This window comes from Sphingomonas panaciterrae, assembly GCF_036890205.1.
Classification (GTDB): domain Bacteria; phylum Pseudomonadota; class Alphaproteobacteria; order Sphingomonadales; family Sphingomonadaceae; genus Sphingomonas; species Sphingomonas panaciterrae.
The window spans coordinates 18,833-44,430 of sequence record NZ_JAKNQR010000001.1; the positions used below are offsets into that span (position 1 = coordinate 18,833).

General features: G+C 66.7%; 21 protein-coding genes. 12 read left to right on the forward strand and 9 right to left on the reverse strand.

Features of this window, described 5'->3' with window-relative positions:
• The first annotated feature begins 40 nt into the window (after positions 1 to 40).
• Both L8F96_RS00145 and L8F96_RS00150 read left to right on the forward strand, forming a co-directional pair.
• A complete protein-coding gene (locus tag L8F96_RS00145; protein ID WP_334654408.1) occupies positions 41 to 1,804 on the forward strand; it encodes a sensor domain-containing diguanylate cyclase in 1,764 nt (587 codons plus the stop codon).
• Between the two features lie 112 nt (positions 1,805 to 1,916).
• Positions 1,917 to 2,348, forward strand: a complete 432-nt coding sequence (locus tag L8F96_RS00150) for a PaaI family thioesterase (protein WP_046410405.1) — start codon at positions 1,917 to 1,919, stop codon at positions 2,346 to 2,348.
• Positions 2,349 to 2,924: 576 nt separating this feature from the next.
• Here L8F96_RS00150 and L8F96_RS00155 read toward each other — a convergent pair.
• The 3 genes from L8F96_RS00155 to L8F96_RS00165 form a co-directional block, all read right to left on the reverse strand.
• Entirely contained in the window at positions 2,925 to 3,704 is a 780-nt protein-coding gene (locus L8F96_RS00155) for an SDR family NAD(P)-dependent oxidoreductase (protein WP_046411700.1), read from the reverse strand.
• A gap of 95 nt (positions 3,705 to 3,799) precedes the next feature.
• Positions 3,800 to 5,233, reverse strand: a complete 1,434-nt coding sequence (locus tag L8F96_RS00160) for a glucoamylase family protein (RefSeq protein WP_046410403.1) — start codon at positions 5,231 to 5,233, stop codon at positions 3,800 to 3,802.
• The gene (locus tag L8F96_RS00165) at positions 5,234 to 6,217 is read right to left on the reverse strand and encodes a LacI family DNA-binding transcriptional regulator (RefSeq protein WP_046410402.1); all 984 of its coding nucleotides are present in this window, start codon (positions 6,215 to 6,217) and stop codon (positions 5,234 to 5,236) included.
• A 145-nt stretch (positions 6,218 to 6,362) separates the two neighbouring features.
• Between L8F96_RS00165 and L8F96_RS00170 the strand changes: the two genes are divergently transcribed.
• Positions 6,363 to 8,642 (forward strand): glycoside hydrolase family 3 N-terminal domain-containing protein, encoded by a 2,280-nt coding sequence (locus tag L8F96_RS00170; protein ID WP_334654414.1) that lies wholly within the window; start codon positions 6,363 to 6,365, stop codon positions 8,640 to 8,642.
• Between the two features lie 63 nt (positions 8,643 to 8,705).
• Here L8F96_RS00170 and L8F96_RS00175 read toward each other — a convergent pair whose 3' ends face one another.
• Positions 8,706 to 9,905, reverse strand: a complete 1,200-nt coding sequence (locus L8F96_RS00175) for a cation:proton antiporter (protein ID WP_145118965.1) — start codon at positions 9,903 to 9,905, stop codon at positions 8,706 to 8,708.
• A 75-nt stretch (positions 9,906 to 9,980) separates the two neighbouring features.
• Positions 9,981 to 10,862, reverse strand: a complete 882-nt coding sequence (gene serB / locus L8F96_RS00180; RefSeq protein ID WP_136451094.1) for a phosphoserine phosphatase SerB — start codon at positions 10,860 to 10,862, stop codon at positions 9,981 to 9,983.
• Between serB and miaA the strand changes: the two genes are divergently transcribed.
• The 6 genes from miaA (at position 10,855) to L8F96_RS00210 (ending at position 16,886) form a co-directional block, all read left to right on the forward strand.
• Positions 10,855 to 11,781, forward strand: a complete 927-nt coding sequence (gene miaA, locus L8F96_RS00185) for a tRNA (adenosine(37)-N6)-dimethylallyltransferase MiaA (RefSeq protein ID WP_296219100.1) — start codon at positions 10,855 to 10,857, stop codon at positions 11,779 to 11,781. The genes serB and miaA overlap by 8 nt on opposite strands.
• 74 nt (positions 11,782 to 11,855) lie before the next feature.
• Complete coding sequence (locus tag L8F96_RS00190; RefSeq protein WP_136451093.1) at positions 11,856 to 13,601, forward strand: acetolactate synthase 3 large subunit; 1,746 nt, start codon at positions 11,856 to 11,858, stop codon at positions 13,599 to 13,601.
• Positions 13,602 to 13,687: 86 nt separating this feature from the next.
• A complete protein-coding gene (ilvN, locus tag L8F96_RS00195; protein ID WP_046410393.1) occupies positions 13,688 to 14,203 on the forward strand; it encodes an acetolactate synthase small subunit in 516 nt (171 codons plus the stop codon).
• A gap of 85 nt (positions 14,204 to 14,288) precedes the next feature.
• A complete protein-coding gene (gene ilvC, locus L8F96_RS00200) occupies positions 14,289 to 15,308 on the forward strand; it encodes a ketol-acid reductoisomerase (protein ID WP_046410391.1) in 1,020 nt (339 codons plus the stop codon).
• Positions 15,309 to 15,385: 77 nt separating this feature from the next.
• Positions 15,386 to 16,141 carry a hypothetical protein gene (locus tag L8F96_RS00205; RefSeq protein ID WP_334654426.1) on the forward strand — a complete coding sequence of 252 codons (756 nt, stop codon included), beginning with the start codon at positions 15,386 to 15,388 and terminating at the stop codon, positions 16,139 to 16,141.
• A 100-nt stretch (positions 16,142 to 16,241) separates the two neighbouring features.
• Entirely contained in the window at positions 16,242 to 16,886 is a 645-nt protein-coding gene (locus L8F96_RS00210) for a YceI family protein (protein WP_046410388.1), read from the forward strand.
• Between the two features lie 64 nt (positions 16,887 to 16,950).
• Here L8F96_RS00210 and L8F96_RS00215 read toward each other — a convergent pair whose 3' ends face one another.
• The gene (locus tag L8F96_RS00215; protein ID WP_046410387.1) at positions 16,951 to 17,346 is read right to left on the reverse strand and encodes a BLUF domain-containing protein; all 396 of its coding nucleotides are present in this window, start codon (positions 17,344 to 17,346) and stop codon (positions 16,951 to 16,953) included.
• A 311-nt stretch (positions 17,347 to 17,657) separates the two neighbouring features.
• On the opposite strand from L8F96_RS00215, the gene leuA reads away from it, so the two are divergent.
• Together leuA and L8F96_RS00225 are read left to right on the forward strand one after the other, a co-directional pair.
• Positions 17,658 to 19,316, forward strand: a complete 1,659-nt coding sequence (gene leuA / locus L8F96_RS00220) for a 2-isopropylmalate synthase (RefSeq protein WP_334654429.1) — start codon at positions 17,658 to 17,660, stop codon at positions 19,314 to 19,316.
• Positions 19,317 to 19,404: 88 nt separating this feature from the next.
• Positions 19,405 to 20,535, forward strand: a complete 1,131-nt coding sequence (locus L8F96_RS00225; protein WP_145118957.1) for a hypothetical protein — start codon at positions 19,405 to 19,407, stop codon at positions 20,533 to 20,535.
• 11 nt (positions 20,536 to 20,546) lie between these two features.
• Here L8F96_RS00225 and L8F96_RS00230 read toward each other — a convergent pair whose 3' ends face one another.
• Genes L8F96_RS00230 through folE form a run of 3 tightly spaced genes read right to left on the reverse strand, consistent with a single transcriptional unit; the run spans position 20,547 to position 22,250 of the window.
• Positions 20,547 to 20,906 (reverse strand): dihydroneopterin aldolase, encoded by a 360-nt coding sequence (locus tag L8F96_RS00230; RefSeq protein ID WP_334654431.1) that lies wholly within the window; start codon positions 20,904 to 20,906, stop codon positions 20,547 to 20,549.
• Entirely contained in the window at positions 20,899 to 21,657 is a 759-nt protein-coding gene (locus L8F96_RS00235) for an SDR family oxidoreductase (RefSeq protein ID WP_334654433.1), read from the reverse strand. The genes L8F96_RS00230 and L8F96_RS00235 overlap by 8 nt, the downstream gene beginning before the upstream one ends.
• Entirely contained in the window at positions 21,654 to 22,250 is a 597-nt protein-coding gene (gene folE / locus L8F96_RS00240; protein ID WP_334654435.1) for a GTP cyclohydrolase I FolE, read from the reverse strand. Before folE ends, L8F96_RS00235 begins: the two co-directional genes overlap by 4 nt.
• A gap of 253 nt (positions 22,251 to 22,503) precedes the next feature.
• Here folE and L8F96_RS00245 point away from each other — a divergent pair, with 253 nt between their 5' ends.
• Complete coding sequence (locus L8F96_RS00245) at positions 22,504 to 25,536, forward strand: TonB-dependent receptor (RefSeq protein WP_334654437.1); 3,033 nt, start codon at positions 22,504 to 22,506, stop codon at positions 25,534 to 25,536.
• Positions 25,537 to 25,598: the final 62 nt, after the last annotated feature.

Sequence of the window (25,598 nt, forward strand, 5' to 3'; positions counted from 1 at the left end):
CGGCAACGCGCCGTTTACCCACTGCTGATACCTGCTGCACATGGAGAATGATCGGACGTCGCGCTGGGCGCAGGCTTTGCGCCTGGGCTGCGGCTACTTCATTCTGGCGGCGGGGACGCTTGCGCTCACGCGATTCGATGGCGGCGTTGCATTCCTGTGGATTGCGACGGCGCTGTTGACTGCGCGTCTGACGGTGCTTCCCGCGCGAGAATGGGGCCCGCCGATCGCGGCGTGCTTCGCTGCCTCCGTCGCAACCTCGGCGATCTGGGGTTTCGGCGGCGCGACCGTCGTTCCGCTGGCGACGATCAACATGCTGGAAAGCGCGATCGGCGCGACCTTTCTGCGGCGGCTGGTTCATCGTGAGGAAGTGCTCAATTCACACCGCTGGCTGATCGTTTTCATCGCGGCGAACGGGATCGCCGCGCCCTTGCTGACCGCAGTGCTGGCGGGAGTGACGGTCTCCGCCACCCTGGGCGAACCGTTCCTTGGCAACGCCCTTCACTGGTATAACGGCCACGCGCTGGGCACGCTGGCGTTCATGCCGATCTTCATGCTGTGCATGGACGGCCAGGCCGCCCGGATGGTCCAGCGGATGAAGGGGCGCAAGCTGCTCGAAATGGGGGCGCTGCTGGCGCTGGTCGCCGTGGTGAGCGCGATCACATTCGTGCAAAGCACGGCGCCGTTGCTGTTCCTGCCGATGCTCCCCGTCGTGCTGGCAACGTTTCGTGGCGGAGCGCTGTCCTCCGCGGCGTCGATCGTGATCCTGACGCTGATCGGCGGCTTTGCCACGCTGAACGGCCATGGTCCGGTGGCGCTGAGCGATGCGCCGCTGGGCGCGCGCATGCAGTTCCTGCAGCTCTATATCGCCTGCACGATGCTGACGATCCTGCCCGCCACGGCGGAGCTTCAACAGCGCGCACGGCTGTTCCGGCGGCTGAGCGAGAGCGAGGCGCGCTATCGCATCCTCACCGAGAATTCGACCGACATCGTCGTCAACATCGATCGCCATGGCCGGCTGCAATTCGTCTCCGCCTCGATCCGGCAGGTCAACGGGCGCGATCCGGAAACACTGATCGGCAAGCCGGTCAGCGCGCTACTGAAAGCCGACGATCTTGCGCGGGCGCAAACGCTGTTCCGCCAGATCATGGACGATCCCGAGATGATCGGCGTCCAGGAGTTCCGTGGTAAGACGCGCGAGGGCGAGGACCGCTGGTATGAAACGCACAGCCGCGCCGTCATCGATCCCGCGGGGACGGTGACAGGCATCGTCTGCTCCGTGCGCGACGTGACCCACCGCAAGGCGGCGGAGGAGCGGCTCGCCCGCGCCGCGCTGACCGACCCGCTGACCGGGCTGATCAACCGGCGGGGACTGGACGAGGAACTGGAGAAGCGGCTGGCGTCAGGCGCGGGCGGCTGCGTCGCGCTGCTCGACCTCGACCATTTCAAGCAGGTCAACGATACCTACGGCCATGCCGCGGGTGACGAGGTGCTGCGCCGCTTCGCCACGCTGGCGCGGTCGAGCATTCGCGACCAGGACATTATCGCGCGGCTGGGGGGTGAGGAGTTCGCGATCATCCTGCCCGACGCGACGATCAACCAGGCGCATCTGGTGTGCGATCGTGTGCGGCGCGCGATCGGCGATGCGCGGGTGCGCGTGGATGACAATGTCATCGGCATTACCGTCAGCGGCGGCGTGGCGACGTATCGCGGGCATCAGACGGCAAGCGACGTGCTGCGCAACGCCGATCGCGCCCTCTACCGCGCGAAGAACAGCGGGCGCGATCGCCTGGCGACCGCCGCCTGATCCGCCGTCTGCCCGTGCCACCCGGGTTGGTGGCTGAGGTGCGCGCTTGCGTCCGGCCGCATCGCTCGACACGGTGGGCGAAGACACAAGAACGAGCAGGAGAGCGAGGCGCATGGCTGATCAGGATCCATCGATCCACGAATTGAGCCGCACTTTGGGGCTGGTGCGGGTGGTCGAGATGAACCCCGAAGGCCGCGCGACGCTGGAATATCAGGCGGGCACGCACATGTGCCATTCGGGCGGTGTCGTGCAGGGCGGGTTCGTCACCGGATGGATCGATGCGGCGATGGCGCACGCCGCGATCGCTATGGGCGGACCGGATGTGTCGCCGATGACGCTGGAACTGAAAGTCAGTTTCTTCGCCCCTGCACGCCCCGGCCTGGTCGTGGCCGAAGGCTGGGTCGAGCGGCGCGGGCGCAGCACCTGCTTCTTCGAAGGGCGGCTGACGGATGCCAGCGGCAAGGTGCTCGCCAAGGCCAGTTCGACCCTGATGCTTGCCTCGCGCGAGCGGGTGGAGCAGGCGGCGAAGAAGGCGGTCGGCTGACCCGCCCTCCCCGCCGCCGCCCCGTCGGCGCGGCGCTCAGGCGTTGCGCGCCATCAGGCCGCCGCCCCGTCGGCGCGGCGCTCAGGCGTTGCGCGCCATCAGGCCGCCGCCCCGTCGGCGCGGCGCTCAGGCGTTGCGCGCCATCAGGCCGCCGCCCCGTCGGCGCGGCGCTCAGGCGTTGCGCGCCATCAGGCCGCCGCCCCGTCGGCGCGGCGCTCAGGCGTTGCGCGCCATCAGGCCGCCGCCCCGTCGGCGCGGCGCTCAGGCGTTGCGCGCCATCAGGCCGCCGCCCCGTCGGCGCGGCGCTCAGGCGTTGCGCGCCATCAGGCCGCCGCCCCGTCGGCGCGGCGCTCAGGCGTTGCGCGCCATCAGGCCGCCGCCCCGTCGGCGCGGCGCTCAGGCGTTGCGCGCCATCAGGCCGCCGCCCCGTCGGCGCGGCGCTCAGGCGTTGCGCGCCATCAGGCCGCCGCCCCGTCGGCGCGGCGCTCAGGCGTTGCGCGCCATCAGGCCGCCGCCCCGTCGGCGCGGCGCTCAGGCGTTGCGCGCCATCAGGCCGCCGCCCCGTCGGCGCGGCGCTCAGGCGTTGCGCGCCATCAGGCCGCCATCCACCGGAATTATCGCCCCGGTGACGAAGCTGGCCGCGGGCGCGCACAGGCTGGCGGTCATGAACGCCACTTCCTCGGGCAGGCCATAGCGGCGCAGCGCGGTGCGGCGGGCGGCATAGACCTGCTTCGCCTCGTCGGGGATGCCCTGCGTCATGCCCGTCTCGATCGGGCCGGGGCAGATGCAATTGACCGTGATGCCGGACTTGCCCAGCTCCACCGCCAGGCTACGCGTCAAGCCGATGACGCCGGCCTTGGCGGCGGAATAGGCGCTGAACCCCGCCGTCGCGCCCAGCCCCTCGGTCGAGGCGATGTTGACGATGCGCGGGTTCGCCGCCTTGCGCAGGTGCGGCAGCGCCGCGCGGATCATCCGCTGCTGCGCGGTCAGCAGAATGGCGAGGTGCCGGTCCCATTGCGCCTCATAATCGGGGTCGTCGATCGACAGGTTGGCGGAGATGCCCGCATTGTTGACGATGATGGAGAGGTCGCCAAAGGCGGCTGCGCTTTCCTCCACCACGCGGGAGATCGCGGCGGGATCCGCCACGTCGCATGACCAGGGCTGCGCCGACAGCCCCTCCGCCACAATCTCGTCAGCGACCGCCTTGGCATTGTCGAGCGTCACGTCGGTGACCGCCACCTTTGCGCCCGCACGCGCGAGCAGGACGGCGGTGGCGCGCCCCATGCCGCTGCCGGCGCCGGTCACGATTGCCCCTGCCCCGTCGAGCCGCGCGGTTACCGCTGGTATAGCCCGCATCATCCTTCTCCCCTGCCGTTATTGGAATGGTCGTTGCCGAATCGCTTTTGCGACAGCGTTACGGGAAATGGCGGAGCGGTTGAACGTCGCTGCGGCTACTTCAGCCATCCGCCGGTGAACCCGGCGCGCTGGAGCCCGCGCCGAAGCACGGGCGACTTGCGCATCACCTTCCAGACGAATTCGTCGCGGTAATTGCCGGCCTGGATGATGACCGGCGCCTGCCCCAGCGCCAGATAGTCGCGCGCCATCCAGCCGTTTTCGGCGCTGACGTTGCCGGTCGTGACCTTTTGGTCGGTGTAGCGGAAGCTGCGATTGTACCCGCCGAGCAGGCCATATTCGCGGTAAAGCCCCGGCACCGCCGTCAGCGCGCGTGCGGCGGGGATCACGATTTCCGACGCGAATGGCAGGCTGCCGAGCGCCGCGGTCGCCGCGATCGTCCCGTCGTCGCGCTCGCCGGGCTGATCGAGCGGACCGCGCGGGCCATAGCCGTAGAAGGTGCGCTTCTCGCCCTTGAACGGCAGGCTGAACGCGCCCGGCCCCTCGCTTTCGGCAATTCCCCACAGGTCGGCGGAATAGCCGTCCCATTTCATCGGGTTGCTGATGCAATACGCGCGGTTGGCGTAGGTCGCGCGGCGGCTGTTCTCATGATAATCGAACCCCGCGCCGCGCATCACCGTGTCGCGAATCCCGCGGAAGTCGATCCACATATGGCTGTGCTGATGGCCGGTCAGCGGACCATAAGCGAGGTGACGCGTTTCGCCCTCGCCGCGCCAGTAGCGCACGTACGGCGCGCACCATGCCTCCCACGCGCCATCCTCCGCCGGGTGCCGGCCTGAACCCAGCGACAGCAGCACCGCCGCCATGCCATTGCCATAGCCCTCGACGCCTTCCTTGCCGAAGCCGCTTTCGGGCCGCCACGCGCGTGCAATCGCGGTGCCGCCATTCTGCATCCACAGCCATTCGGCGCGATCCGCGATGTCGACGCCGAGCCGCCGGATTTCCTGCTCCTCCGGCGTGTCCCCGGTCCACCAGCCAGCGGCGAACAGCATCCCCATGTTGAGCAGGGCATGGTCGACGCTGGAAATCTCCGCCTTGCCGCGCCGCACGCCGGTCTTCATGTCGAGCATGCGATAGAAGAAGCCGCGGTTGCCGCTCATCCCCTCGGCGTCGTCGCCTTGAGGCGCGCTGTCGAAGAAGCGCAGCGTCGCCAGCGTTAGGTCCCGCGCCAGGTCTCGCTTGATCCAGCCGCGCGCGACCGCGATCGGCCAGATCGTCAGCGCGCAGCCGACCGCCGCGATGCTCCCCGCGCTGGGCGATGGCCAGCGTTCGGGCACCAGCCCGTTCAGCGGGTTCACCGTGTCGCGGAAATAGCGAAAGGTGCGATATTCGATCTCGGCATAGAAATCCGGCAGAGGCAGCGCGGGCGCCGCGGCGCCGATGCTGAGCGGTACCGCCGGATCCTTGCACCCCGCCACCATCCCCGCGAGCCCGAGAGACGCGTTCGCGAGAAACAGGCGACGATCAAGCATTCACGACTCCGTTACCGTGGTGGCCCGCACGACCAGCTCGGGGGTGATCCATTCATCGGCTGCGCCCGTGTCGCAACCCTCCAGCGCATCGATCAGCCGCGCCGCCGCGCGCGCACCGACTGCGGTCATGTGCACGCGAATGGTGGTGAGCGACAGATAGCCTGCAAGCGGCACGTCGTCGAAGCCGCACACGGCGACATCCTGCGGCACCGCGCGGCCGGTCTGGTGCAGCGCCCGAAGCACACCCACGGCCATCAGGTCATTGCCCGCAAAAACGGCGTCAAAGGCGACCCCGTCATCGTGCAGACGCGCGATCGCGGCCTCGCCCGACGGTTCGGTGAAATCGCCGGGAACGACAACAAGATCGATGTCCTTTGGCAAAGCGGCACGGAAACCGTCCAACCGCTCCTGCGCGTCGGTGTTCCCATCAGGCCCGGTGATATGCACGATCCGTTTGCGGCCGAGCGCCGCGAGATGCCGCGCCATCGCCTCTGCGCCGGCCCGATTGTCGATCCGCAGGCTTACCCCATCGTGTGCGCGCGGCGTGTTGATCATCACCGTCGGCAGCGTGGGCGGCAGAAGATCCTCGATCGCGACCGAGCCGGCATAGGGCGCCATCACGACGAGACCATCGACCCGCCCGTGCATCGTGCGCAGCGCCTTGGTCGCATGATCGTGATCGGCATGGATGTTGGACAGCAGCAGATGGTAGCCGCGCGCGCTCGCCTCGCGATCAAGCCCGCGGACCAGTTCGGAGAAAAACTCGCCATGAAGATCGGGCAGGACCACGCCGATCGCATGGGTGCGCGCCAGGCTCAGGCTGCGGGCGCCGGCATGCGGGACATAGCCAAGCTCCTTCGCCGCGGCGAGGACACGAGCCCGTGTGTCCGGGTGAACATTGGCAAGGTTGTTCAGCGCGCGCGACACCGACGCCACCGATACTTCGGCCCGCCGCGCGACGTCGCGGATCGTGGCTCCGGCCATTGCTCGCCCCCTCAAACTTGCAACCTGATGGCCGAGCCGTCTACGTAACCGGTTACAAAGGCGTCAACGGCAATCCACGTCCGAGCGCAATTGTGAACGTTCTCATTTTGACCACGTGCTGCTTTGCGCCGTGAAGGGGAGGAAAATGGTCGATCATCGGGTGTCGCGGCGCGCCGCGCTGGGCGGAGCGGGTGCAATCATGGCATGGGCGGCAAGCCCGGCGCGCGCATTGCTGCAATCCCCCAACCTGACGATTCCGGCAGCGGTCGACGCATTGCTGCCGCGCATGACGATCGAGGAAAAGGCCGGACAGCTCGACCTCATGGTTGCGGCCTGGGCGGGCGGGATCGCCACCGCGCTGAACCCGCCGTCGACCGGCACCACCACCTTCGAGACGCAGCTAGCGGATGCCGTCGCGGGAAAGATCACCGGCGTCTTCAACGGCAATGGCGCGCGGATGGCGCAGCGCATGCAGCGCGCGGTGATGCGCGAATCGCGGCTGAAGATCCCGCTGATCTTCGCCGCCGACATCATCCACGGCTATCGCACCATCTTCCCCGTGCCGCTGGCCGAGGCGGCGAGCTTCGATCCCGCACTTGCCGAACAGACTGCGCGGATCGCCGCGGTGGAAGCGACCGCGGCCGGGCTCGACTGGACCTTCTGCCCGATGGTCGACATTTCGCGCGACCAGCGATGGGGCCGCACGATGGAGGGGGCGGGCGAGGACGTCCGGCTCGGCATGCTGTTCGCCGCGGCGCGGGTGAAGGGCTTCCAGGGGCGGGATCTCACCGCGCAGGACGCGATGATGGCGTGCGTCAAGCATTTCGCCGCTTATGGCGCGGCGGAAGGCGGGCTCGACTATAATACCGTGGACGTGTCCGAACGCACGCTGCGCGAGGTATACCTGCCGCCCTACAAGGCCGGGTTCGATGCCGGCGCGCTGAGCGCCATGGCGTCCTTCAACGAGATTTCGGGCGTGCCGGCGCATGGCAATCCGTGGCTGCTCGACACGCTGCTGCGCCAGGAATGGGGCTTCGAGGGGATCGTCGTCGGGGATTACACCGGCGACGAGGAGATGATCGCGCACGGCTTTGCCAAGGATTCGCGCGACGCGGCGCGGATCGCGTTCATGGCCGGCGTCGACATGTCGATGCAGAGCAACAATTACGCCCGCTTCCTTCCCGGGCTGGTGCGTGACGGACTGGTCCCGGTGGAGCGGCTGGACCAGGCGGTGCGCCGGGTGCTGGCGGTGAAGCATCGGCTGGGCCTGTTCGACGATCCGTTCCGCCGCATCGACGCGAAGCGCGAACAGGCACGCACGCGCACCAGAAGCCACCTCGCCATCGCGCGTGACGCGGCGCGCAAGTCGATCGTGCTGCTGAAGAACGAAGGCAGTCTGCTGCCCCTGCCCCGCACCGGCCAGAAGGTCGCGATCATCGGCCCGTTTGCGGACGGCAAGCATGACCTGAACGGCCCCTGGGTGATCTATGGCGACAATGCCCAGTCGATCGACCTGGCACAGGGTGTGCGCGAGGTGATTGGCGCGTCCAACGTCACCGTGACAGCCGGGTCGAAGGTGGACGAGCCGCTGCCCGGCGGGATCGAGGCCGCGGTCGCCGCCGCCAATGCCGCCGACGTCGTGCTGCTCGCGATCGGCGAGGCGGAGAATATGTCGGGCGAGGCACAGTCGCGGACCGACATCGTCGTCCCCGCGGCGCAGCAGGCACTGGCCGAGGCGGTGGCGAAAACCGGCAAGCCCGTCGTCGTCCTGCTGAAGAACGGCCGCGCGCTGGCGCTGCAGGGTGCGGTGAAGGATGCGCCGGCGATCCTCGTCACCTGGTTCCTAGGCTCCGAAAGCGGCCGGGCGATCGCCGACGTGCTGTTCGGCGCCTATAGCCCGTCGGGCCGCCTGCCGGTCAGCTTCCCGCATGAATCCGGGCAGCAGCCTTATTATTACGATCACAAGCCGACCGGTCGACCGGGCGGTGACGCCGTTGCGCCCTATCGCGCGACCTACCGCACCGCGCCAAACACCGCGCTTTATCCGTTCGGCCACGGGCTCACCTATGGCGACATCACCTATTCGGGGCTGAACCTGCCCGCGACGATGGCGGGCAACGGTGCGCTGACTGTCTCCGCCACGATCACCAACAAGGGCCAGCGTAGCGCCGAAGAAGTGGTGCAGCTCTATATCCGCGATCGCATCGGCAGCACGACGCGCCCGGTTCGCCAGCTGAAGGCATTCCGCAAAATCGCGCTCGCCCCCGGCGCCAGCGAGGTCGTGACCTTCACGCTGCGGCGGCCGGATCTGGAGTTCATCGGCGTCGACCTGAAACCGACGGTCGAGCCCGGCACCTTTGACCTGTGGATCGCGCCGTCCGCGCAGGCAGAGGGCGTGCACGGGCAGTTCGAGCTGCTCGCCTGACCCCATCCGCCAGCTACCACCCGCCAGCCACCGCCCGTGGGCGATGGCTGGCACGACCGGCGATCAGCCGGCGGGCGGCCTGATCCCCATGCGCCGCAGCCGCGGCGCGACCATTGGCGTCGTCAGCATCGTGCTCAGCACCGCCATCAGCAGCAGCGCGGTGAACGTCTCCGCGCTGATGATCGCGCGGTCGAGCAGGATGTTGGCGAAGATGATCATGATCAGCGCCTTGGTCTGCAGCAGCCACCCGATCAGTCCCGCCTCCCCGCGCGGCCATTTCAGGATCCGCCCGGCAAGCTGAACCCCGGCCAGCTTCCCGGCAACGGACGCCGCCAGCAGCACCAGCGCGCCGCCCAGCACCGCAACCCCGCCCATCGACCAGTCCGTCCGCAGCCCGGTGGAGAGGAAGAAGACCGGCATCACCGCCAGCAGCAGCGTCGCACGAAACTGGTCCATCCGCGCCTGATCGAACCAGCGCGCGTCGATGATCGCCCCGGCCAGAAACGCACCGACCATATAATGCAGCCCGGCCCAATCGGCGGCGAGCCCGCAGGCGGCCAGCCAGATCAGGCTGGCGTACCAGCGATCGGGCTCCGCCAGCCGCCGCATCACCATCCTGACCAGCGTCGCGGCGACCGGAAACAGCAGCAGGAAACCCGCCTGCCGCCCGACCCGCTCCCAATCGAGCAGGATCAGCGCCAGCACGCCCCAGATCGCGATATCATCGAGGCTGGCATAGCGCAGGATGCGCTGGCCGAGCGGGTGGCGAAGCACCGCCATCTTCTCCAGCAGCAGCACCAGGATCGGCAGCGCAGTGACGGCGCAGGCCATGCCGATGCCCAGCACCACCTGCCATCGTGCGCCCTCCGCGCCGGCCCAGCCGTCACGCCAGCCAAGCAGCAGCAGCGCCGCGCCGCAACCGATCGCCAGCGGCACGAACAGCGCGCAGGACGCGGTAACCAGCGTCTCGCGGCGATGCTGCCAGGCCGCGCCAAGGTCCAGCTCGACACCGGCGACGAAGACGAACAGCATCACCGCCCACCAGGCGATGCCGTTCAGCGCGGTGATGACCTCAGGGTTGAACACGCTGGCATGCCAGGCGGGGAAAAGCGCGCCGAGGATCCCGGGCCCGAGCAGGACGCCGCCGATGATCTGCACCACCACCAGCGGCGCGTAATAATCGGTGCGGGCGACCCGCCACAGCAGATAGGGCGCGCTGAAGACGATCAGCATCGCCACCAGGAACAGTTCGGTCGTCGTCATCACCCGCCCCCCAGGGAAGGCCGCGCTATCGAACCGGCCGTGTTATTCCGCAAGGGCGCACAGTGGCTTGGCCGATCAGGCAGTGATCCAGTCGCGCCGGCGGATGCCCTGCGCCCAGAGCAACGCGGTCAGATCATTATGGTCGATCCGCGCCGCCGCCGCCGCCGCGACGATCGGCTTGGCGCGATAGGCGACGCCCAGCCCGGCGATCCCGATCATGGCGAGGTCATTGGCCCCATCGCCGACCGCCAGGGTCGCCGCCTCGGGAAGGTCCATCGCGGCGCGCGCCTCGCGCAGCGTGCGTTCCTTGGTACCGGAATCGACGATCGGCGTCGCCACCTTCCCGGTCAGCGCGCCCTCCGCGACGAGCAGCTTGTTGGCGATCACGCGGTCGAATCCGATCTCGGCGCCGACCGGCTCGGCAAAGGCGGTGAACCCACCCGACACCAGGATCGTCGTCGCGCCGCGTGCGCGCATCGTGCGCACCAGCGCGACCGCGCCGGGCATCAGCCGCACGCGTTCCGCGCGGCAGCGGTCGATCGCGCTCGCATCCAGCCCGCGCAGCAGCGCCACGCGCGCGTCCAGCGCCGCGGCGAAATCCAGCTCGCCGCGCATTGCCGCCTCTGTAATCTCGGCAATCTGCGGCTTCAGCCCGGCGTAATCCGCGAGCTCGTCGATGCATTCGACGGTGATCATGGTCGAGTCCATGTCCGCGACCAGCAGCCGCTTCTCGCGACCCGCCGCTGGCTGAACGACGACATCGACGCCGTCAGCTGCACCCTCCAGCGCGGTGCGTGCGGCAGCCGGGTCGGCGGTGATCGCAATGTCCGCCGCGTCACCCTCGTCCAGCCATTCGGGCGTCCCGGGCGCACATCCGGCGTCCGTCAGGCGCGCGACGGCGTCCGTGAGGGTCTGGGGCGACAGGCGCCCTGCTGCTATCAGCGTTGCGGTGAACAAACGGCACTCCCTTCCGACGCTGGCGCTCATTGCAGGGCCGACGGCCAGCGGCAAGTCATCGCTGGCGCTCGCGCTCGCCGAACGCACCGGCGGCGTCATCATCAACGCCGATGCGAGCCAGGTGTATCGCGACCTGTCGATCATCACCGCGCGCCCCTCACCGGAGGACGAGCGCCGCGCCGAGCATCGCCTCTACGGCTATGTTGACGGCGCGGAAGGCTGGTCGGCGGTCCGCTGGGCGCAGGATGCGCGCGCGGTGATCGCGGAGGCGCATGGCAGCGGCCGCCTGCCGATCCTGACAGGCGGCACGGGGCTCTACATTCGCACGCTGCTCGACGGCATCGCGCCCGTGCCGGAGATTGATCCTGCGATCCGGGAGGAGATCCGCGCGATGCCCGTGGCGATCGCCTATGGCGAGCTGCAATCACGCGATCCCGCCGCGGCCGACCGGCTCGCGCCCGGCGACACGGCGCGCATCGCCCGCGCGCTGGAGGTGGTGCGCTCGACCGGTCGACCGCTGGCCGGGTGGCAGGCCGCGCGCAGCGGCGGGATCGGCGACGCCGTCACGCTCGCCCCGCTGATCGTGCTGCCCGATCGCGACCTGCTCAACCAGCGGATCGACGCCCGGCTGAGCGCGATGTTCGATGGCGGGGCGGTCGAGGAGGTCGCGGCGCTGCTCGCCCGCAGCGACGTCGATCCCGGCGCGCCTGTCCGCCGGGCGATCGGGGTGGAGGACATTGCAGCGATGCTCGCCGGCGACCTGTCGCGCGATGAAGCGGAGGCGCGGACCGCGCTCGCCACCCGCCGCTATGCCAAGCGGCAATATACCTGGTTTAGGCACCAGCCGCCGGCGGACTGGCCACGCATAAACAACAGCGATACGATCAATCTGGAATATTATTTCAAGACGGAGCCTTGACGCGCAACTTTTGCGACCGTAGCGCCGCCCGACCCATCCAGCCGGGTGCGTATAGTAGAGAAAGGAATTTCAACGTGACTGAGAAAAGCGGAGCAGACATCCTGGTCGAGGCGCTGTGCGATCTCGGCGTGGAGGTCATCTTCGGCTATCCTGGCGGCGCGGTCCTACCGATTTACGACGCCCTTTTCCGGTCCAAGCGAATTCGTCACATTCTTGTACGCCACGAACAGGCGGCGACCCATGCGGCGGAGGGCTATGCCCGTTCCACCGGCAAGCCGGGCGTGGTGCTCGTCACCTCGGGCCCGGGCGCGACCAATGCCGTCACCGGTATCACCGACGCGCTGCTGGATTCGATCCCGATGGTGGTCATCACCGGCCAGGTGCCGACCGCATTGATCGGATCGGACGCCTTCCAGGAGGCGGATACCGTCGGCATCACGCGCCACTGCACCAAGCACAATTATCTGGTGAAGGACCCCGCGCGCCTGGGCGAGGTAATCCACGAGGCGTTCCATATCGCCACGTCCGGCCGCCCCGGCCCGGTGGTGGTCGACATCCCCAAGGACGTGCAGGTCGCGACCGCCAGCTATACGAAGCCCGGCCCGATCCAGCACAAGACCTATCGTCCCGCGCTGAAGGCGGAGCGCAGCGGGATCGAGCAGGTCGTCGACATGCTCGCCGCAGCGGAGCGCCCGATCCTCTACACCGGCGGCGGCGTGATCAACTCCGGCCCGGGGGCGTCGCAGCTGCTGCGCGAGCTGGCGCGGATCACCGGCGCGCCGGTCACCTCGACGCTGATGGGGCTTGGCGCCTTTCCCGCCACCTCGCCGCAGTTCCTGGGCATGCTGGGCATGCACGGCACCTATGAGGCGAACATGGCGATGAACCAGGCGGACCTGATCGTCGCGATCGGCGCGCGGTTCGACGACCGTGTGACGGGCCGGCTCGACGCCTTTTCGCCCAACAGCCGCAAGGTCCACATCGATATCGATCGGTCGAGCATCAACAAGACGGTGCGCATCGACCTGGGCATCGTTGCCGACGCCGGCCATGCGATGGAGGACATGATCCGCGTGTGGAAGGGGCGCCAACATCCCAAGCCCGACACGGCCGAATGGTGGCGGCGCATCTCGGGCTGGCGTGCGGTGCAATGCCTGAACTTCCCCAAGGATGATGCGGTCATCATGCCGCAGCGCGCGATCCGTTCGCTGTGGGAGGCGACCCATCAACGCGATCCGATCATCACCACCGAGGTCGGCCAGCACCAGATGTGGGCCGCGCAGCATTTCGGCTTTGAAAAACCGAACAAGTGGCTGACGTCCGGCGGGCTCGGCACGATGGGCTATGGGCTTCCGGCGGCAATCGGTGCGCAGCTGGGCAACCCCAATGCGCTGGTCATCGATATCGCAGGCGAAGCCTCGATCCAGATGAACATCCAGGAACTGGCGACGGCGACGCAATATCGCCTCCCGGTGAAGGTCTTCATCCTCAACAACGAATATATGGGGATGGTCCGCCAATGGCAGGAGCTCACCTATGAGAGCCGCTATGCCGAAAGCTATTCGGATTCGCTGCCCGATTTCGTGAAGCTGGCCGAGGCTTATGGCTGGAAGGGCATCCGTATCGAGCATCCCGACCAGCTGGATCAGGGGATCGCCGACATGCTCGCGCATGATGGCCCGGTGATGGTGGATTGCATGGTGGCGAAGCTCGCCAATTGCTTCCCGATGATCCCCAGCGGCGCCGCCCATACGGACATGATCCTGCAGGCGAACGAAGTGTCGGGAACGATGGACGACGAGGCCAAGGCGCTCGTCTGAGCGCCGGCCCGTCCGGCCGATCGAAGCCGTCCGACACTTTTCCTCCCCTAACCTCTCCTGCCCGCGGGAGAGGCGCGAGACCTACGATGCATATCAAATCCGAAACTGCGGAGCGCCATACGCTCGCCGTCATCGTCGACAACGAACCGGGCATCCTGGCGCGGATCGCCGGCCTCTTCACCGCGCGCGGCTATAATATCGAAAGCCTGACGGTGAGCGAGATCACCGCCGACAAGGCGGTCAGCCGGATCACCATCGTCACGTCGGCCAGCAAGCCGATGCTGGAGCAGATCGTGGCGCAGCTCGACCGGCTGGTGCCGGTCCACAAGGTGCGCGACCTGACCGCCGAGGGCGCGCATGTCGAACGCGAGCTGGCGCTGGTGAAGGTGCGCGGCGTGGGCGACCACCGGATCGAGGCGCTTCGCCTCGCCGATGTCTATCGCGCCCGCGTGGTCGATGCGACCACCTCCAGCTTCGTGTTCGAAGTGACCGGCGGGATCGAGAAGATCGACAAGTTCGTCGAGCTGATGAGCGAGGTCGGCCTGATCGAGGTCGCCCGCACCGGCATCGTCGCGATCGGCCGCGGCAACGAGGCCGCCTGACTTTTCACCAACCAACCGTTTCGCCCGGCCGCCCGCCGGGCCCCGGCCTTGGCGCCGGGACGCACGAGCAAGGGAGTATCTACCAATGCGTGTCTATTACGATCGCGACGCTGACCTGAACCTGATCTCTTCCAAGAAGATCGCCATCGTCGGCTATGGCTCGCAGGGCCATGCCCATGCGCAGAACCTGCGCGACAGCGGGGTCAAGGACGTGGCGATCGCGCTCCGTGAAGGCTCCGCGACCGCGAAGAAGGTCGAGGCCGCCGGTTTCAAGGTGCTGTCGAACAAGGAAGCCGCCGGCTGGGCCGACATCCTCATGATCCTGGCGCCGGACGAGCATCAGGCGGCGATCTGGGAGAATGACCTGAAGGGCAATATGAAGCCCGGCAGCGCGCTCGCCTTCGCGCACGGCCTCAACATCCACTTCGGCCTGATCGAGGCACCCGCCGACATCGACGTCATCATGATCGCGCCCAAGGGCCCGGGCCACACGGTGCGCAGCGAATATGTGAAGGGCGGCGGCGTCCCCTGCCTCATCGCGATCCATCAGGACGCGAGCGGCAACGCGCATGACATCGCGCTCGCTTATGCCAGCGGCGTCGGCGGCGGCCGTTCGGGCATCATCGAGACGAACTTCAAGGAAGAGTGCGAGACCGACCTGTTCGGTGAGCAGGCCGTGCTGTGCGGCGGCATCACTCACCTGATCCAGGCCGGGTTCGAGACGCTGGTCGAGGCGGGCTACGCCCCCGAGATGGCCTATTTCGAGTGCCTCCACGAAACCAAGCTGATCGTCGACCTGCTGTATGAGGGCGGCATCGCGAACATGCGCTATTCGATCAGCAACACGGCCGAATATGGCGACATCACCACCGGCCCGCGGATCATCACCGACGAAACGAAGAAGGAAATGAAGCGAGTCCTCGCGGACATCCAGTCGGGCCGCTTCGTCAAGAACTTCGTCCTCGACAACCGCGCCGGCCAGCCCGAGCTGAAGGCCGCGCGCAAGGCGGCCGAAGCGCATCCGATCGAGAAGACCGGTGCCGAGCTGCGCGCAATGATGCCGTGGATCGGCGCGAACAAGCTGGTCGACAAGGAAAAGAACTGAGCCTCACTGGCGGCCGGCGCTGATCGGCCGCCACATCTGCATTGTTCCCGCCGCCGCAACCGATTAGGCGGCGGGCGATGCGGGGAGCGTCCACCACTCATGCGACGTACCGCGCCCAGCCGACCTGGCGTGCGCGGCTCGTGTCGTCAGGCCTCGCGCTGCTGCTGGTGGCGCTGCTGGTGCTGGTGCTGATCCGCATGGGTGCCTGGCCAGGCCGCCCGCCGGGCGACGGCAGCATCCTGTCCACCTTTGACGTCAGCTCGCCCGGCCCCGCCCCGCAGGCGGCAGAGCAACGTGCGCAACAGCGTCCCAAGGCGACGCCGCAACGCGCGCCGACGCCCCCGGTCACGCAGCCCCCGCCGCCGGTCCCACCACCGCCGATCGAGCTTCCGGGCGTGATCAAGCTGTCGCGCGCCGATTACGCCTCCGCCGACATCGGCCGCATCGAGAGCGCACCGGCGCCAAGCGGCGGCGGCGCGGGCGAAGGCGCGGCATCGGGCGGCGGATCCGAAGGGGGCGCCGGGGGCGGCCCGAACGGCGAGACACTCTACGCCGCCGAATGGGTGCGTGAGCCGACTAAGGCGGAGCTTTCGCCCTTCATGCCGGCGCGCCAGGAAAGCGGCTGGGGCATCATCGCCTGCCGCACCGTCGGGCGCAATCGCGTGGAGGATTGCCGCGAAATGGGCGAAACGCCGGGCTCCGGCATCGCGCGCGGGCTGCGACGCGCATCATGGCAGTTCCTGGTGCGCCCGCCGCGCGTCAATGGAAAGCCGATGGTCGGCGCCTGGGTGCGGATCAAGTTCGATATCGTGGTCGGCATCGAAAATAAGTGATGCGCGAAAATAAGTGAAACGGGTCGTTTCGGACGCGGACCTTTTCCGCGCCCGAGCGTTCTGGCTTTCAAGGCTTGGGTCGTTTCCGGGAGGTTTTCACATGCGCATCGCACATGCATTCATTTTCTCTGCTCTTTTGACGGGCTCGGTGTACGCCGCGCAGCAGCAGTCGCCGGCGCCGACCATCCCGGGCCAGAAGAACATTTCGGCCGTCACCGGCGGCACCTACACCGCCGATGCCGGCCACACCTTGGTGCAGTGGACGGTCGATCACCTCGGCTTCTCGCCCTATTTCGGCCTGTTCGGCAACATCACCGGCACGCTGACGCTCGATCCGAAGAACCCGGCGGCGTCGAAGGTCGACGTCACCATCCCGATCGCCGAAGTGACCACCGCCAGCGCTGGCCTTACCAAGCACATGCTGAAGCCGGGTGAAGCGGGCAAGCCGGCCGACTTCTTCGGCGCGGCACCCGCCCCGGCGCGCTTCGTCTCCACCCGCGTCACGCCCAATGGCGAGAAGGCACGGATCGAGGGCAATCTGACGCTGAACGGCGTGACCCGCCCGGTGGTACTCGACGCCAGCTTCTACGGCGCGGGCAAGGCGCCGGCGCAGATGGGCGGCAAGGAGAATGTCGGCTTCACCGCGACCGGCGCGCTGCGCCGCAGCGAGTTCAACATCGGCTATGGTATTCCGATGGTCGGTGACGAGGTGAAGCTGAAGATCACCGCCGCCTTCCAGAAGTAAGCAAGGGTTTCGGGGGGCGTCGCCGCGGGGGCTCGCCCCGCCGACGCCGCCTTTTCATTGCCCGTCAGGCGGCGCGCCGCGCCGCGATCAGCCCCTCGAACGTGCCGCGTACGGTCGGTGAGGCGGCGGCCAGATGGTGCCGCATCCGCGTATCAAAGGCATCAGCAGTATCGTTCCGCCCGCGCCGCGCCATGTCCCAGCTGCCGAATTCACGCACCGCGATCGCGCGGTCGTGCAGCACCACGATGCCGCGGTGGCGCGGGTCGCGGCTGATCCGGTCGAACACCGCCTGAACTGCGCCACTCTCACCCTCCAAAACCTGCAGGAACCGGCGTTCGTCGGTCCACAACAGCCCTGTCACACCGTCGCGCCGATTGTTGCGCATGGAGGCGGAGAGGATGATGCCCACATCAACGGCCGCGTCGGGAGTGGCCGAACTGATATAAAGAAGCTGTCTCACACTGATCCCTTGTCTTTCCCGACAGCCCTCCTTCTATCCATCAAGGCATTACGAAAGCGTCAAAGTTCGCCGCCGCTCTGTCCTGCCAGCGGCTCGGCGCAGCCCGCACGCGTCGAGGATGAATTGATCAGCGGGTGGACAAGCCGGCCAAGATGCGGCAACCGGACGGCGATGATCCGTGATCTCGGCCTCCTTCTGCGACTTACGCGCCCTTAGGCGCGATCCACGCCGTGCGCCCTCGGGCCGCACGCGAAGCGCCTAAGGGCACCAGAAGAGCCGAAACTGCCCCTTCAAGCGAAGAGAGCCGATCCATGTTGCGCGATCCATCGACCAAATACCGCCCCTTCCCGACCATCGACATCCCCGACCGCACCTGGCCGTCGAAGGTCATCAGCCGTGCGCCGCGCTGGCTGTCGACCGATCTTCGCGACGGCAACCAGGCGCTGATCGATCCGATGGATGCGGAGAAGAAGACCCGCTTCTTCGACCTGCTGGTGAAGGTCGGTCTGAAGGAGATCGAGGTCGGCTTCCCCTCCGCCGGCGCGACCGAGTTCGATTTCATCTCCGGCCTGATCCGGCAGGATCGCATACCCGAGGACGTGAAGATCCAGGTGCTGACCCAGTCGCGCCGCGACCTGATCGAGACGAGCTTCCAGAGCCTTGAGGGCGCGCATTCCGCGATCGTCCACCTCTACAACGCCGTCAGCCCCGCGTGGCGCCGCATCGTGTTCGGCATGAGCCGCGAGGAAGTGAAGGCGATCGCGATCGAGGGCGCGAAGGTGCTGCGCGACGAAGCGGCCAAGCAGCCCAACGTCGACTGGCATTTCGAATATAGCCCGGAAACCTTCTCCACCGCCGAGGTCGATTTCAGCATCGAGGTGTGCGCCGCGGTGATGGACGTGCTTCAGCCGACCGCTGAGCGCCCGATCATCCTCAACCTGCCGGCGACGGTCGAATGTGCAACGCCCAACGTCTATGCCGACCAGATCGAATATTTCGGTCGCCACATCCCGAACCGCGAGGCGGTGGTGATCAGCCTCCACACGCATAACGATCGCGGCACCGGCGTCGCCGCGGCGGAGCTTGGGCTGATGGCCGGCGCGGACCGCGTCGAGGGCTGCCTGCTGGGCAATGGCGAGCGTACCGGCAATTGCGATCTCGTGACGGTCGCGCTCAACATGTACACCCAGGGCGTCGATCCGAAGCTGGATCTCAGCGACATCGACGGGATCGTGAAGACGGTGGAATATGCCACTAACATCCCGGTCCACCCGCGCACGCCCTATGCCGGCGACCTCGTCTTCACTGCCTTCTCCGGCAGCCACCAGGACGCGATCAAGAAGGGCTTCTCCGTGCAGCAGGCGCGCAACGACGATTTCTGGGAAGTGCCCTATCTGCCGATCGACCCGGCCGATCTCGGCCGCAGCTACGAAGCCGTGATCCGCGTCAATTCGCAATCGGGCAAGGGCGGCGTCGCCTGGGTGATCGAACAGGACAAGGGGCTAAAGCTGCCCAAGCGGCTGCAGGCCGATTTCAGCCGCCACGTCCAGGCGTTGGCCGACGAGACGAGCCGCGAACTGAACGCCGCCGACATCTGGGGCGCGTTCGAGCGCACGTACCTGCCGGGCGACAAGGACCGCTTCGTGCTGCGTGATTATGATGAGACAGGCAGCGTCGGCGATCGCCGCTTCGTTGGCCGCGTTGCGATCGACGGCGAGGAACGCTCGCTCTCCGGTCGCGGCAACGGCCTCATCTCCGGCGTGATCGCCGCGCTGGCGGACACGACCGGGCCGGCGCTCGACGTGGTCGATTATACCGAGCACGCGATCGGCCATGGCGCGGGCGCGCAGGCAGCGGCCTATCTTGAATGCCGCACCGCCGACGGCCGCGTCGTCTGGGGCGTGGGCATCGATACCGATGTCGCGACCGCCAGTGTTCGCGCCGTGCTGAGCGCCGCAAACCGCGCCTGATCAACAACTTTCCTCGATCCGCAATGATGACGGCGTGACTTGACCAGTCACGCAAAAGGATCATGCTGCGGATCGAAGGAGAGACGCCATGTTCACCTTGCTGCTGATGCTTCAGGCCGCAACGGCCGATATCGTGATCAAGGGGAAACGACTGGTTGAGGCGCAGGCGGATTGTGCCAGGGGCAATTGCACGCCCCTGCGTGACGCGACCGCGACCATCGCACTTGCCGAATCGCAGTTTCGCGACGGCGAATATCTGAAGGCGAAGCGGCTGCTTGCTGCGGCGGTTGCCCGCAACAAGGACAAGGCGGGGTCCGATCCCCGCCCGGTCGCCGCCTTGTACGAGGCTTATGCCACCGTCGCGATCCATGAGGGCGATCGCGACACCTATCGCTCGGCGGTGGCCGATCAGGTGCGGGTGCTGCGGGATCATCTTCCCGCCGACGACAATGCCGTCGTCTTATCCTCGATCACGCTGGGCGACATGTGGATGAAGCTGCGCGATTATCGCCGCGCGCAGAACGCCTATCGCGCCGCCGAGGCGGAGGCGCGCCGCCGCGGTGAGGATCGCGCTGCCGTGCTGGCGGGCTTGCGGCTCGCGGCGCTCGACATGGGCGTCGGCAAGAAGGCGGTCGCACTACGACGGATCAGCGCGCTTGAGGCGCTGCCGGTGGCGGCTGATCCCGAAGTGCGGAAACTGTTGACCGTGATGCGGGTGCGCGCCGAGGCGGTATACACCGATCGCGCCAAGACGGGCGACATAGCCGATCAGGTCGGCGGTGCGCCCGGCGACCGGCAGTTGCTGGTCTGGGAACCACCGTACAATTTGGTCGCCAGTTCGGATGCGAATTCCCTCTCACGCGCGCAGGGGTTCATCGATCCCATTCCGCGCACCGCCAGCGAACAGGACGCCGTGCAATGGGCCGACATCGGTTTCTGGGTGAAGGCCGACGGCCGCACCGCCGAGGCCGAAGTTCTCCAGGCCTCGCCCGGCAGCCGTTGGGCTGCGGCCATTGTGTCTCAGGTGGAAGGCCGCCGTTACTCCCCCATTCCCGCGACGAGCGTGCCGGAAGAAGGCACCTACCGGATCGAGCGGTTCACCCGCCGATCGGACTATACCACCCCGATCGGCAGCCTGGTGCGCCGACGCATGGCGACCAACGGGTTCGAGATCGTCGACCTCACCAGCCCCGACGCAAAGCCGCGGCCCGCCAGTTAAATCGGACCCGGCTAGCGGCCGACGCGGTCCCGCACCACCTCGCACCCGACGCGCGCATCCGGGTAGACGTCGAGCTTCATCGACCGCACCCGCACCCGCTGTACGCGCGCGTCGGCGAGGCACATGGCGGCGATCGCCTCCACCAGCGTTTCCTGCAACGCAAAGCCTGGTCCAGCCGCAAGCTCCTGAATTCCCGTGCGAACGAAGTCATAATCCATCACTTCGTCGATCGCGTCGGCGGACGGCGGATGCGAATAACGGACCGTCATCTCGACCGACAGGCGTACCCGCTGCGGCTCCATTTCATGCGGGTGGATGCCGAGGCGCATGGCGACATCCAGCCGGTCGAGGATGATCGAATAATCAGCCACGCAGCGCCTCCTCGCGGGTCGCAAACATCACGTCCCGGTCACGCTTCAGGAAGCGCTGGCCGCTGTCGACATAGACGGTCTGTCCGGTGATGTTCGGCGCATCGAGCAACCACGCGACCGCTGCCGCCACCTGCTCCGCGCCCACTGGTCGCCGCAGCAGATTCTCGCGCGAAACCTGGTCGAACTCCGCCGCCGTCTGGTCAGCGCTCGGGAGCGTCAAACCGGGTGCCACGGCATTGACCCGGATGCGCGGCGCCAGCGCCATCGACATCATCTCGGTCGCACCGGCGAGCGCATATTTGGTCAACGAGTAAGAGAAGAAATCCGGGTTGGGATTGGCGAGCTTCTGATCCAGCAAATTGACCACCGCACCTTCTGCCAAGCCCGGCTGCGCCGCCAGCGCCGCTGACAGCATCGCAGGCGCCGTGCAATTGATCGCGTACAGCTCTGCCGCGAGGCGCGGATCGATCGCCCGTGCGCGATCCTCCTCGAACCGTGACGCACTGTTCACCAGGGCATAGATCGGGCCGCCTGCGGCGGCTAACGCGCGGTCGAAGAGCGCATGTATCTTATCCGTGCGTGCCAGATCACCACTCACCACGACGCCATCGATCTCCGCCGCGAGCTTCACGGCGTCCTGCTCGGACGAGCCATAGTGGATGACGACGCGCCACCCCGCATCGGCACAGGCGCGGCAGATCGCGGCCCCCAGCCGCCGTGCTCCGCCCGTGACGAGAACAGTGCGGCTCACGTGCGCCCCTGCATGCCCATCAGCGCCAGCACCTCCTTGCGACTGCGTTCATCGTCGCGGAACACGCCCATCATCCGGCTGGTCACCATCGACACGCCCGGCGTTCGCACGCCGCGCGCGGTCATGCACGCGTGGCTCGCCTCGATGACGACCGCGACGCCTTGAGGCTTCAGGCCGTTCCAGATGCAGTCGGCAACTTCAGCAGTGAGACGCTCCTGCACCTGCAGGCGCCGGGCATAAGCGTGAAGGACCCGCGCAAGCTTCGAGATACCAACGACATGGTTGCGCGGCAGGTAGGCGATGTGCGCGCGGCCGAGGATGGGCGCCATGTGATGCTCGCAATGCGACTGGAACGGGATATCCTTCAGAAGGACGATCTCATCATAGCCACCCACTTCCTCGAAAATTCGAGAGAGGTGATGCGCCGGATCCTCGGCATAGCCGGCGCAATATTCCCGCCAGGCGCGTGCGACGCGCTTCGGCGTGTCGACCAGCCCCTCTCGGGAGGGATCGTCCCCCGCCCATTCGATCAGCGTGCGTATTGCACTTGCGACATGCTCCGGCACGGCGATCTTGCCGTCTTCGCCAATCATATCACCATCTTCCGGTGAACCTTTAACGCTCATCAAAGACAAACCCTTGTGCAATGCAATGTGAGCCATGCTGCAACGAAGCAAAAGTTCACATCAGCTACTGTTTCATTTCAGACACAAACGCCATCAGACAAGCAAATAAGAGCCGCAAATCCGTTTGACGTAAGAATTGTTATGGCGCTACCTTCCTTCCTGCAAATTGCACACCGCAGATCGGCAAAAAAGCCGGCGGCGGATCCAGGAGAGGATGTCAATGCGCAAGATCGATCTGCTTTCTGCCTCAGCCGTCGCGTTGCTTGCGATGCTTCCTTCTACCGCCTTCGGGCAGACAACGTCCGCCGACCCTGCACCGGCCCAGCCCGCGCCTGCCCAGCAGGCACCCGGCTCGACGGGCTTCTCCCCCGCGGCCCAGGAAGCCGGCTGGGGATCGGATATCGTCGTCACGGCGCAACGCCAAGCACAGACGTTGCAGGACGTGCCGATCGCGGTGTCCGCCTTCTCGGCCGAGACGCTGCAGGCACAGCAGATCGACAACGCTTCCGATCTCCAGTTGACCCTGCCCAACGTGACCTTCTCCAAGGGCAATTTCACCGGCTCCAGCTTCACGATCCGCGGCATCGGCGATCTGTGCGTCGGCATTTCGTGCGATGCGGCGACGGCCGTCCATATCAATGGCACGCCGCTGTTCGCGACCCGCATATTCGAAACGGAATATTTCGATCTCGAGCGAGTCGAGGTGCTTCGCGGTCCCCAGGGCACGCTGTTCGGCCGCAGCGCGACGTCTGGCGTGGTCAACTTCATCACGGCCAAGCCGCGGACCGACAAATTCTCGGCCAGCGGCGACGCCGAATATGGCAATTACGATTCGATCCGGCTGAAGGGCATGATCAACGTGCCGCTGGGTGACACGGCGGCCGTTCGCCTCGCCGGCTTCTACCTGAAGCGCGACGGCTATACCGAGAATCTCTACAACGACACGCGCATCGACGGGCGTGACATGTACGCGATCCGCGGTTCGTTCCGCTGGGAGCCTTCGGTCGACACCACGCTGGACCTGATGGGTTATTACTTCCGCGAAAAGGATGATCGCCTGCGCATTCAGAAGCAGCAGTGCCAGCGCGATCCGACCGGTACGCTGGGCTGCCTCAACGGGCGCCTCGACTTTCAGCGCAGCAACACCAACGCCAGCTTCACCGGAACGCTGGGCTCGCGTGAGTTCCTGGGGATCACGTTCGGCGCGTTCCGTGCCGCCGGCATCGACGCCTCGCTGCTCGGCCTGAACAGCCTGTACGGCCCGGATGCCTATGCCGGCTACCTCGACTCACCCGACGTCCGGAAGGTCGCCTCGGCGGTCAACCCGACCTACTTCACCGACGAATTGCAAATCCAGGGTCGCCTCGAGCATAATTTCGGGCCGATCCGCGCGCAATTGACCGGTTTCTACCATGAGACCAGCGTCGACTCGAGCCAGGACTATACGCTGGGCGTCGGCAACTCGCAGGGCATTATCCCGGGCCTCACTGCGCTGTCTGCTTTTGCTGCCAGCCCAACGCTCGCGCCCTATTTCCGCCCGATCGCCAATGCGCTGATCCCCAATGGCGTCGGCTCCTCCCTCTGCACCTCCGAAGCGGTGGCGAACGGGCTGGGCTCCTATGGCGGGTTCAAGCGCTGCGCCGATACGCCGCTTGCGTTCGACCGGTCGACGCAGAAGACGAAGGCATGGTCGGCGGAAGCGATCATCTCCAGCGACTTCGACGGGATGTTCAACTTCCTGCTGGGCGGTATCTACGTCCAGAACAAGCTTACCAATGGCGATTATTACGTTAATGCCTTCCCCATTGATTATGTCGCCGGCGTTCTCGGATCGCTACAGAGTCTCGCGCAAGCCGGCGCTGGCGTGCCGCCGTCCTTTTCGGCGACGCCATTCTTCCTGAACGCGACGCCCGAGTTCAAGCTGAAGTCCTACGGCATCTTTGGTGAAACCTATTTCGACTTCACCGACCAGCTGAAGCTGACGCTTGGCCTGCGCTACAACAACGACAACAAGTCGCTCCGGGCGCGCAGCACGCTCGCGAGCTTCCTGACGCCGTACACGCAGACGGGCAGCGCGTTCGACTCGCCCTATTACGGCACCTATGACGCGGATCCGGTTACCCCCGGGATCCAGCCGTTCCAGCGGCGCAATCGCACGTTCGACGAGTTCACCGGCCGCGCCGTGCTGGATTACCAGTTCACGCCCAACAACCTGGTCTATGCCTCCTATTCGCGAGGCTATAAGTCCGGCGGCTTCAATCCGGCGGTTCAGGTCCCTGGCCTGACCATCCCCGACGCGTTCGAACCGGAAATCGTGAACGCCTTCGAAATCGGCTCGAAGAATACCTTCGGCAATGGCCAGCTGACGCTGAACGTCACCGGCTTCTACTATCAGTACAAGAACCTGCAGCTGAGCCGCATCGTTGCCCGCTCGTCGATCAACGACAATATCGACGCCAACATCTGGGGCGTCGAGGCGGAAGCGATCATCCGGCCGGCGCGTGACTGGGCGATCAACCTGGGCGCGAGCTACCTGAAGACCAGCGTCCAGGAGGAAGGGCTGTTCATCAACCAGCGCGATCCGTCGGGCGGCGATCGCAACTCGGTGATCATCAAGGACATCGGCGGCGCGTTCAACTGCGTCGTGCGCGGTCCCACCGCTGCCGCTGCCGAAGCCTTTGTCTCCGCCGCTAACAATGTGATCAACACGACCGCCGGTCTCACCGCCGCCAACGGCCTGCGGGGTCCGTCGCCCTACCCGGTCGATGCCAATGTTGGCGCGCCCAGCGGTGCGTTCAGCCTCTGCAACACGCTGCAGACGCTGGCAGGCCCGACCAGCCCGCTCAACCCGGGCAATCTGATCCAGGTGGTCGACGGCGTCGGCGTCAGCATCAAGGGCAATTCGCTGCCGCAGGCGCCGATCGCGAAGTTCTCCGCCGGCATCCAGAAAACGTTCGAATTCTCGAACGGCATGAACCTCGTCCCGCGCTTCGACCTGACCTACACCGGGGAGAGCTACGGCAACATCTTCAACGGCCGCGTCAACCGGATCCAGGGCTATGAACAGGCAAATGCCCAGATCCAGCTGAACGGCATGGATGACCGCTGGTATGTTCGCGGCTTCATCCAGAACATCTTCGACAACAATGCCACGACCGGCCTGTACCTGACCGATCAGTCGTCGGGCCTGTTCACCAACATCTTCACCCTGGAACCGCGCCGCTACGGCATCGGTGCGGGTTTCCGCTTCTGATCGAAAGAGGGGCCGGCTTCTGCGCGGCCCCTCATCATCCACATGAAGATCACCAGACGGCG

What these genes read in the sequence shown, in the direction of transcription:
- L8F96_RS00175 (WP_145118965.1), bottom strand. Translation starts at nt 9,905, where the DNA reads ATGACGACGACCGAACTGTTCCTGGTGGCGATGCTGATCGTCTTCAGC.
- ilvN (WP_046410393.1), top strand. Translation starts at nt 13,688, where the DNA reads ATGCATATCAAATCCGAAACTGCGGAGCGCCATACGCTCGCCGTCATC.
- ilvC (WP_046410391.1), top strand. Translation starts at nt 14,289, where the DNA reads ATGCGTGTCTATTACGATCGCGACGCTGACCTGAACCTGATCTCTTCC.
- L8F96_RS00205 (WP_334654426.1), top strand. Translation starts at nt 15,386, where the DNA reads ATGCGGGGAGCGTCCACCACTCATGCGACGTACCGCGCCCAGCCGACC.
- folE (WP_334654435.1), bottom strand. Translation starts at nt 22,250, where the DNA reads ATGATTGGCGAAGACGGCAAGATCGCCGTGCCGGAGCATGTCGCAAGT.
- L8F96_RS00210 (WP_046410388.1), top strand. Translation starts at nt 16,242, where the DNA reads ATGCGCATCGCACATGCATTCATTTTCTCTGCTCTTTTGACGGGCTCG.
- L8F96_RS00170 (WP_334654414.1), top strand. Translation starts at nt 6,363, where the DNA reads ATGGTCGATCATCGGGTGTCGCGGCGCGCCGCGCTGGGCGGAGCGGGT.
- L8F96_RS00145 (WP_334654408.1), top strand. Translation starts at nt 41, where the DNA reads ATGGAGAATGATCGGACGTCGCGCTGGGCGCAGGCTTTGCGCCTGGGC.
- L8F96_RS00245 (WP_334654437.1), top strand. Translation starts at nt 22,504, where the DNA reads ATGCGCAAGATCGATCTGCTTTCTGCCTCAGCCGTCGCGTTGCTTGCG.
- L8F96_RS00165 (WP_046410402.1), bottom strand. Translation starts at nt 6,217, where the DNA reads ATGGCCGGAGCCACGATCCGCGACGTCGCGCGGCGGGCCGAAGTATCG.
- leuA (WP_334654429.1), top strand. Translation starts at nt 17,658, where the DNA reads ATGTTGCGCGATCCATCGACCAAATACCGCCCCTTCCCGACCATCGAC.
- L8F96_RS00225 (WP_145118957.1), top strand. Translation starts at nt 19,405, where the DNA reads ATGTTCACCTTGCTGCTGATGCTTCAGGCCGCAACGGCCGATATCGTG.
- L8F96_RS00150 (WP_046410405.1), top strand. Translation starts at nt 1,917, where the DNA reads ATGGCTGATCAGGATCCATCGATCCACGAATTGAGCCGCACTTTGGGG.
- L8F96_RS00160 (WP_046410403.1), bottom strand. Translation starts at nt 5,233, where the DNA reads ATGCTTGATCGTCGCCTGTTTCTCGCGAACGCGTCTCTCGGGCTCGCG.
- L8F96_RS00155 (WP_046411700.1), bottom strand. Translation starts at nt 3,704, where the DNA reads ATGCGGGCTATACCAGCGGTAACCGCGCGGCTCGACGGGGCAGGGGCA.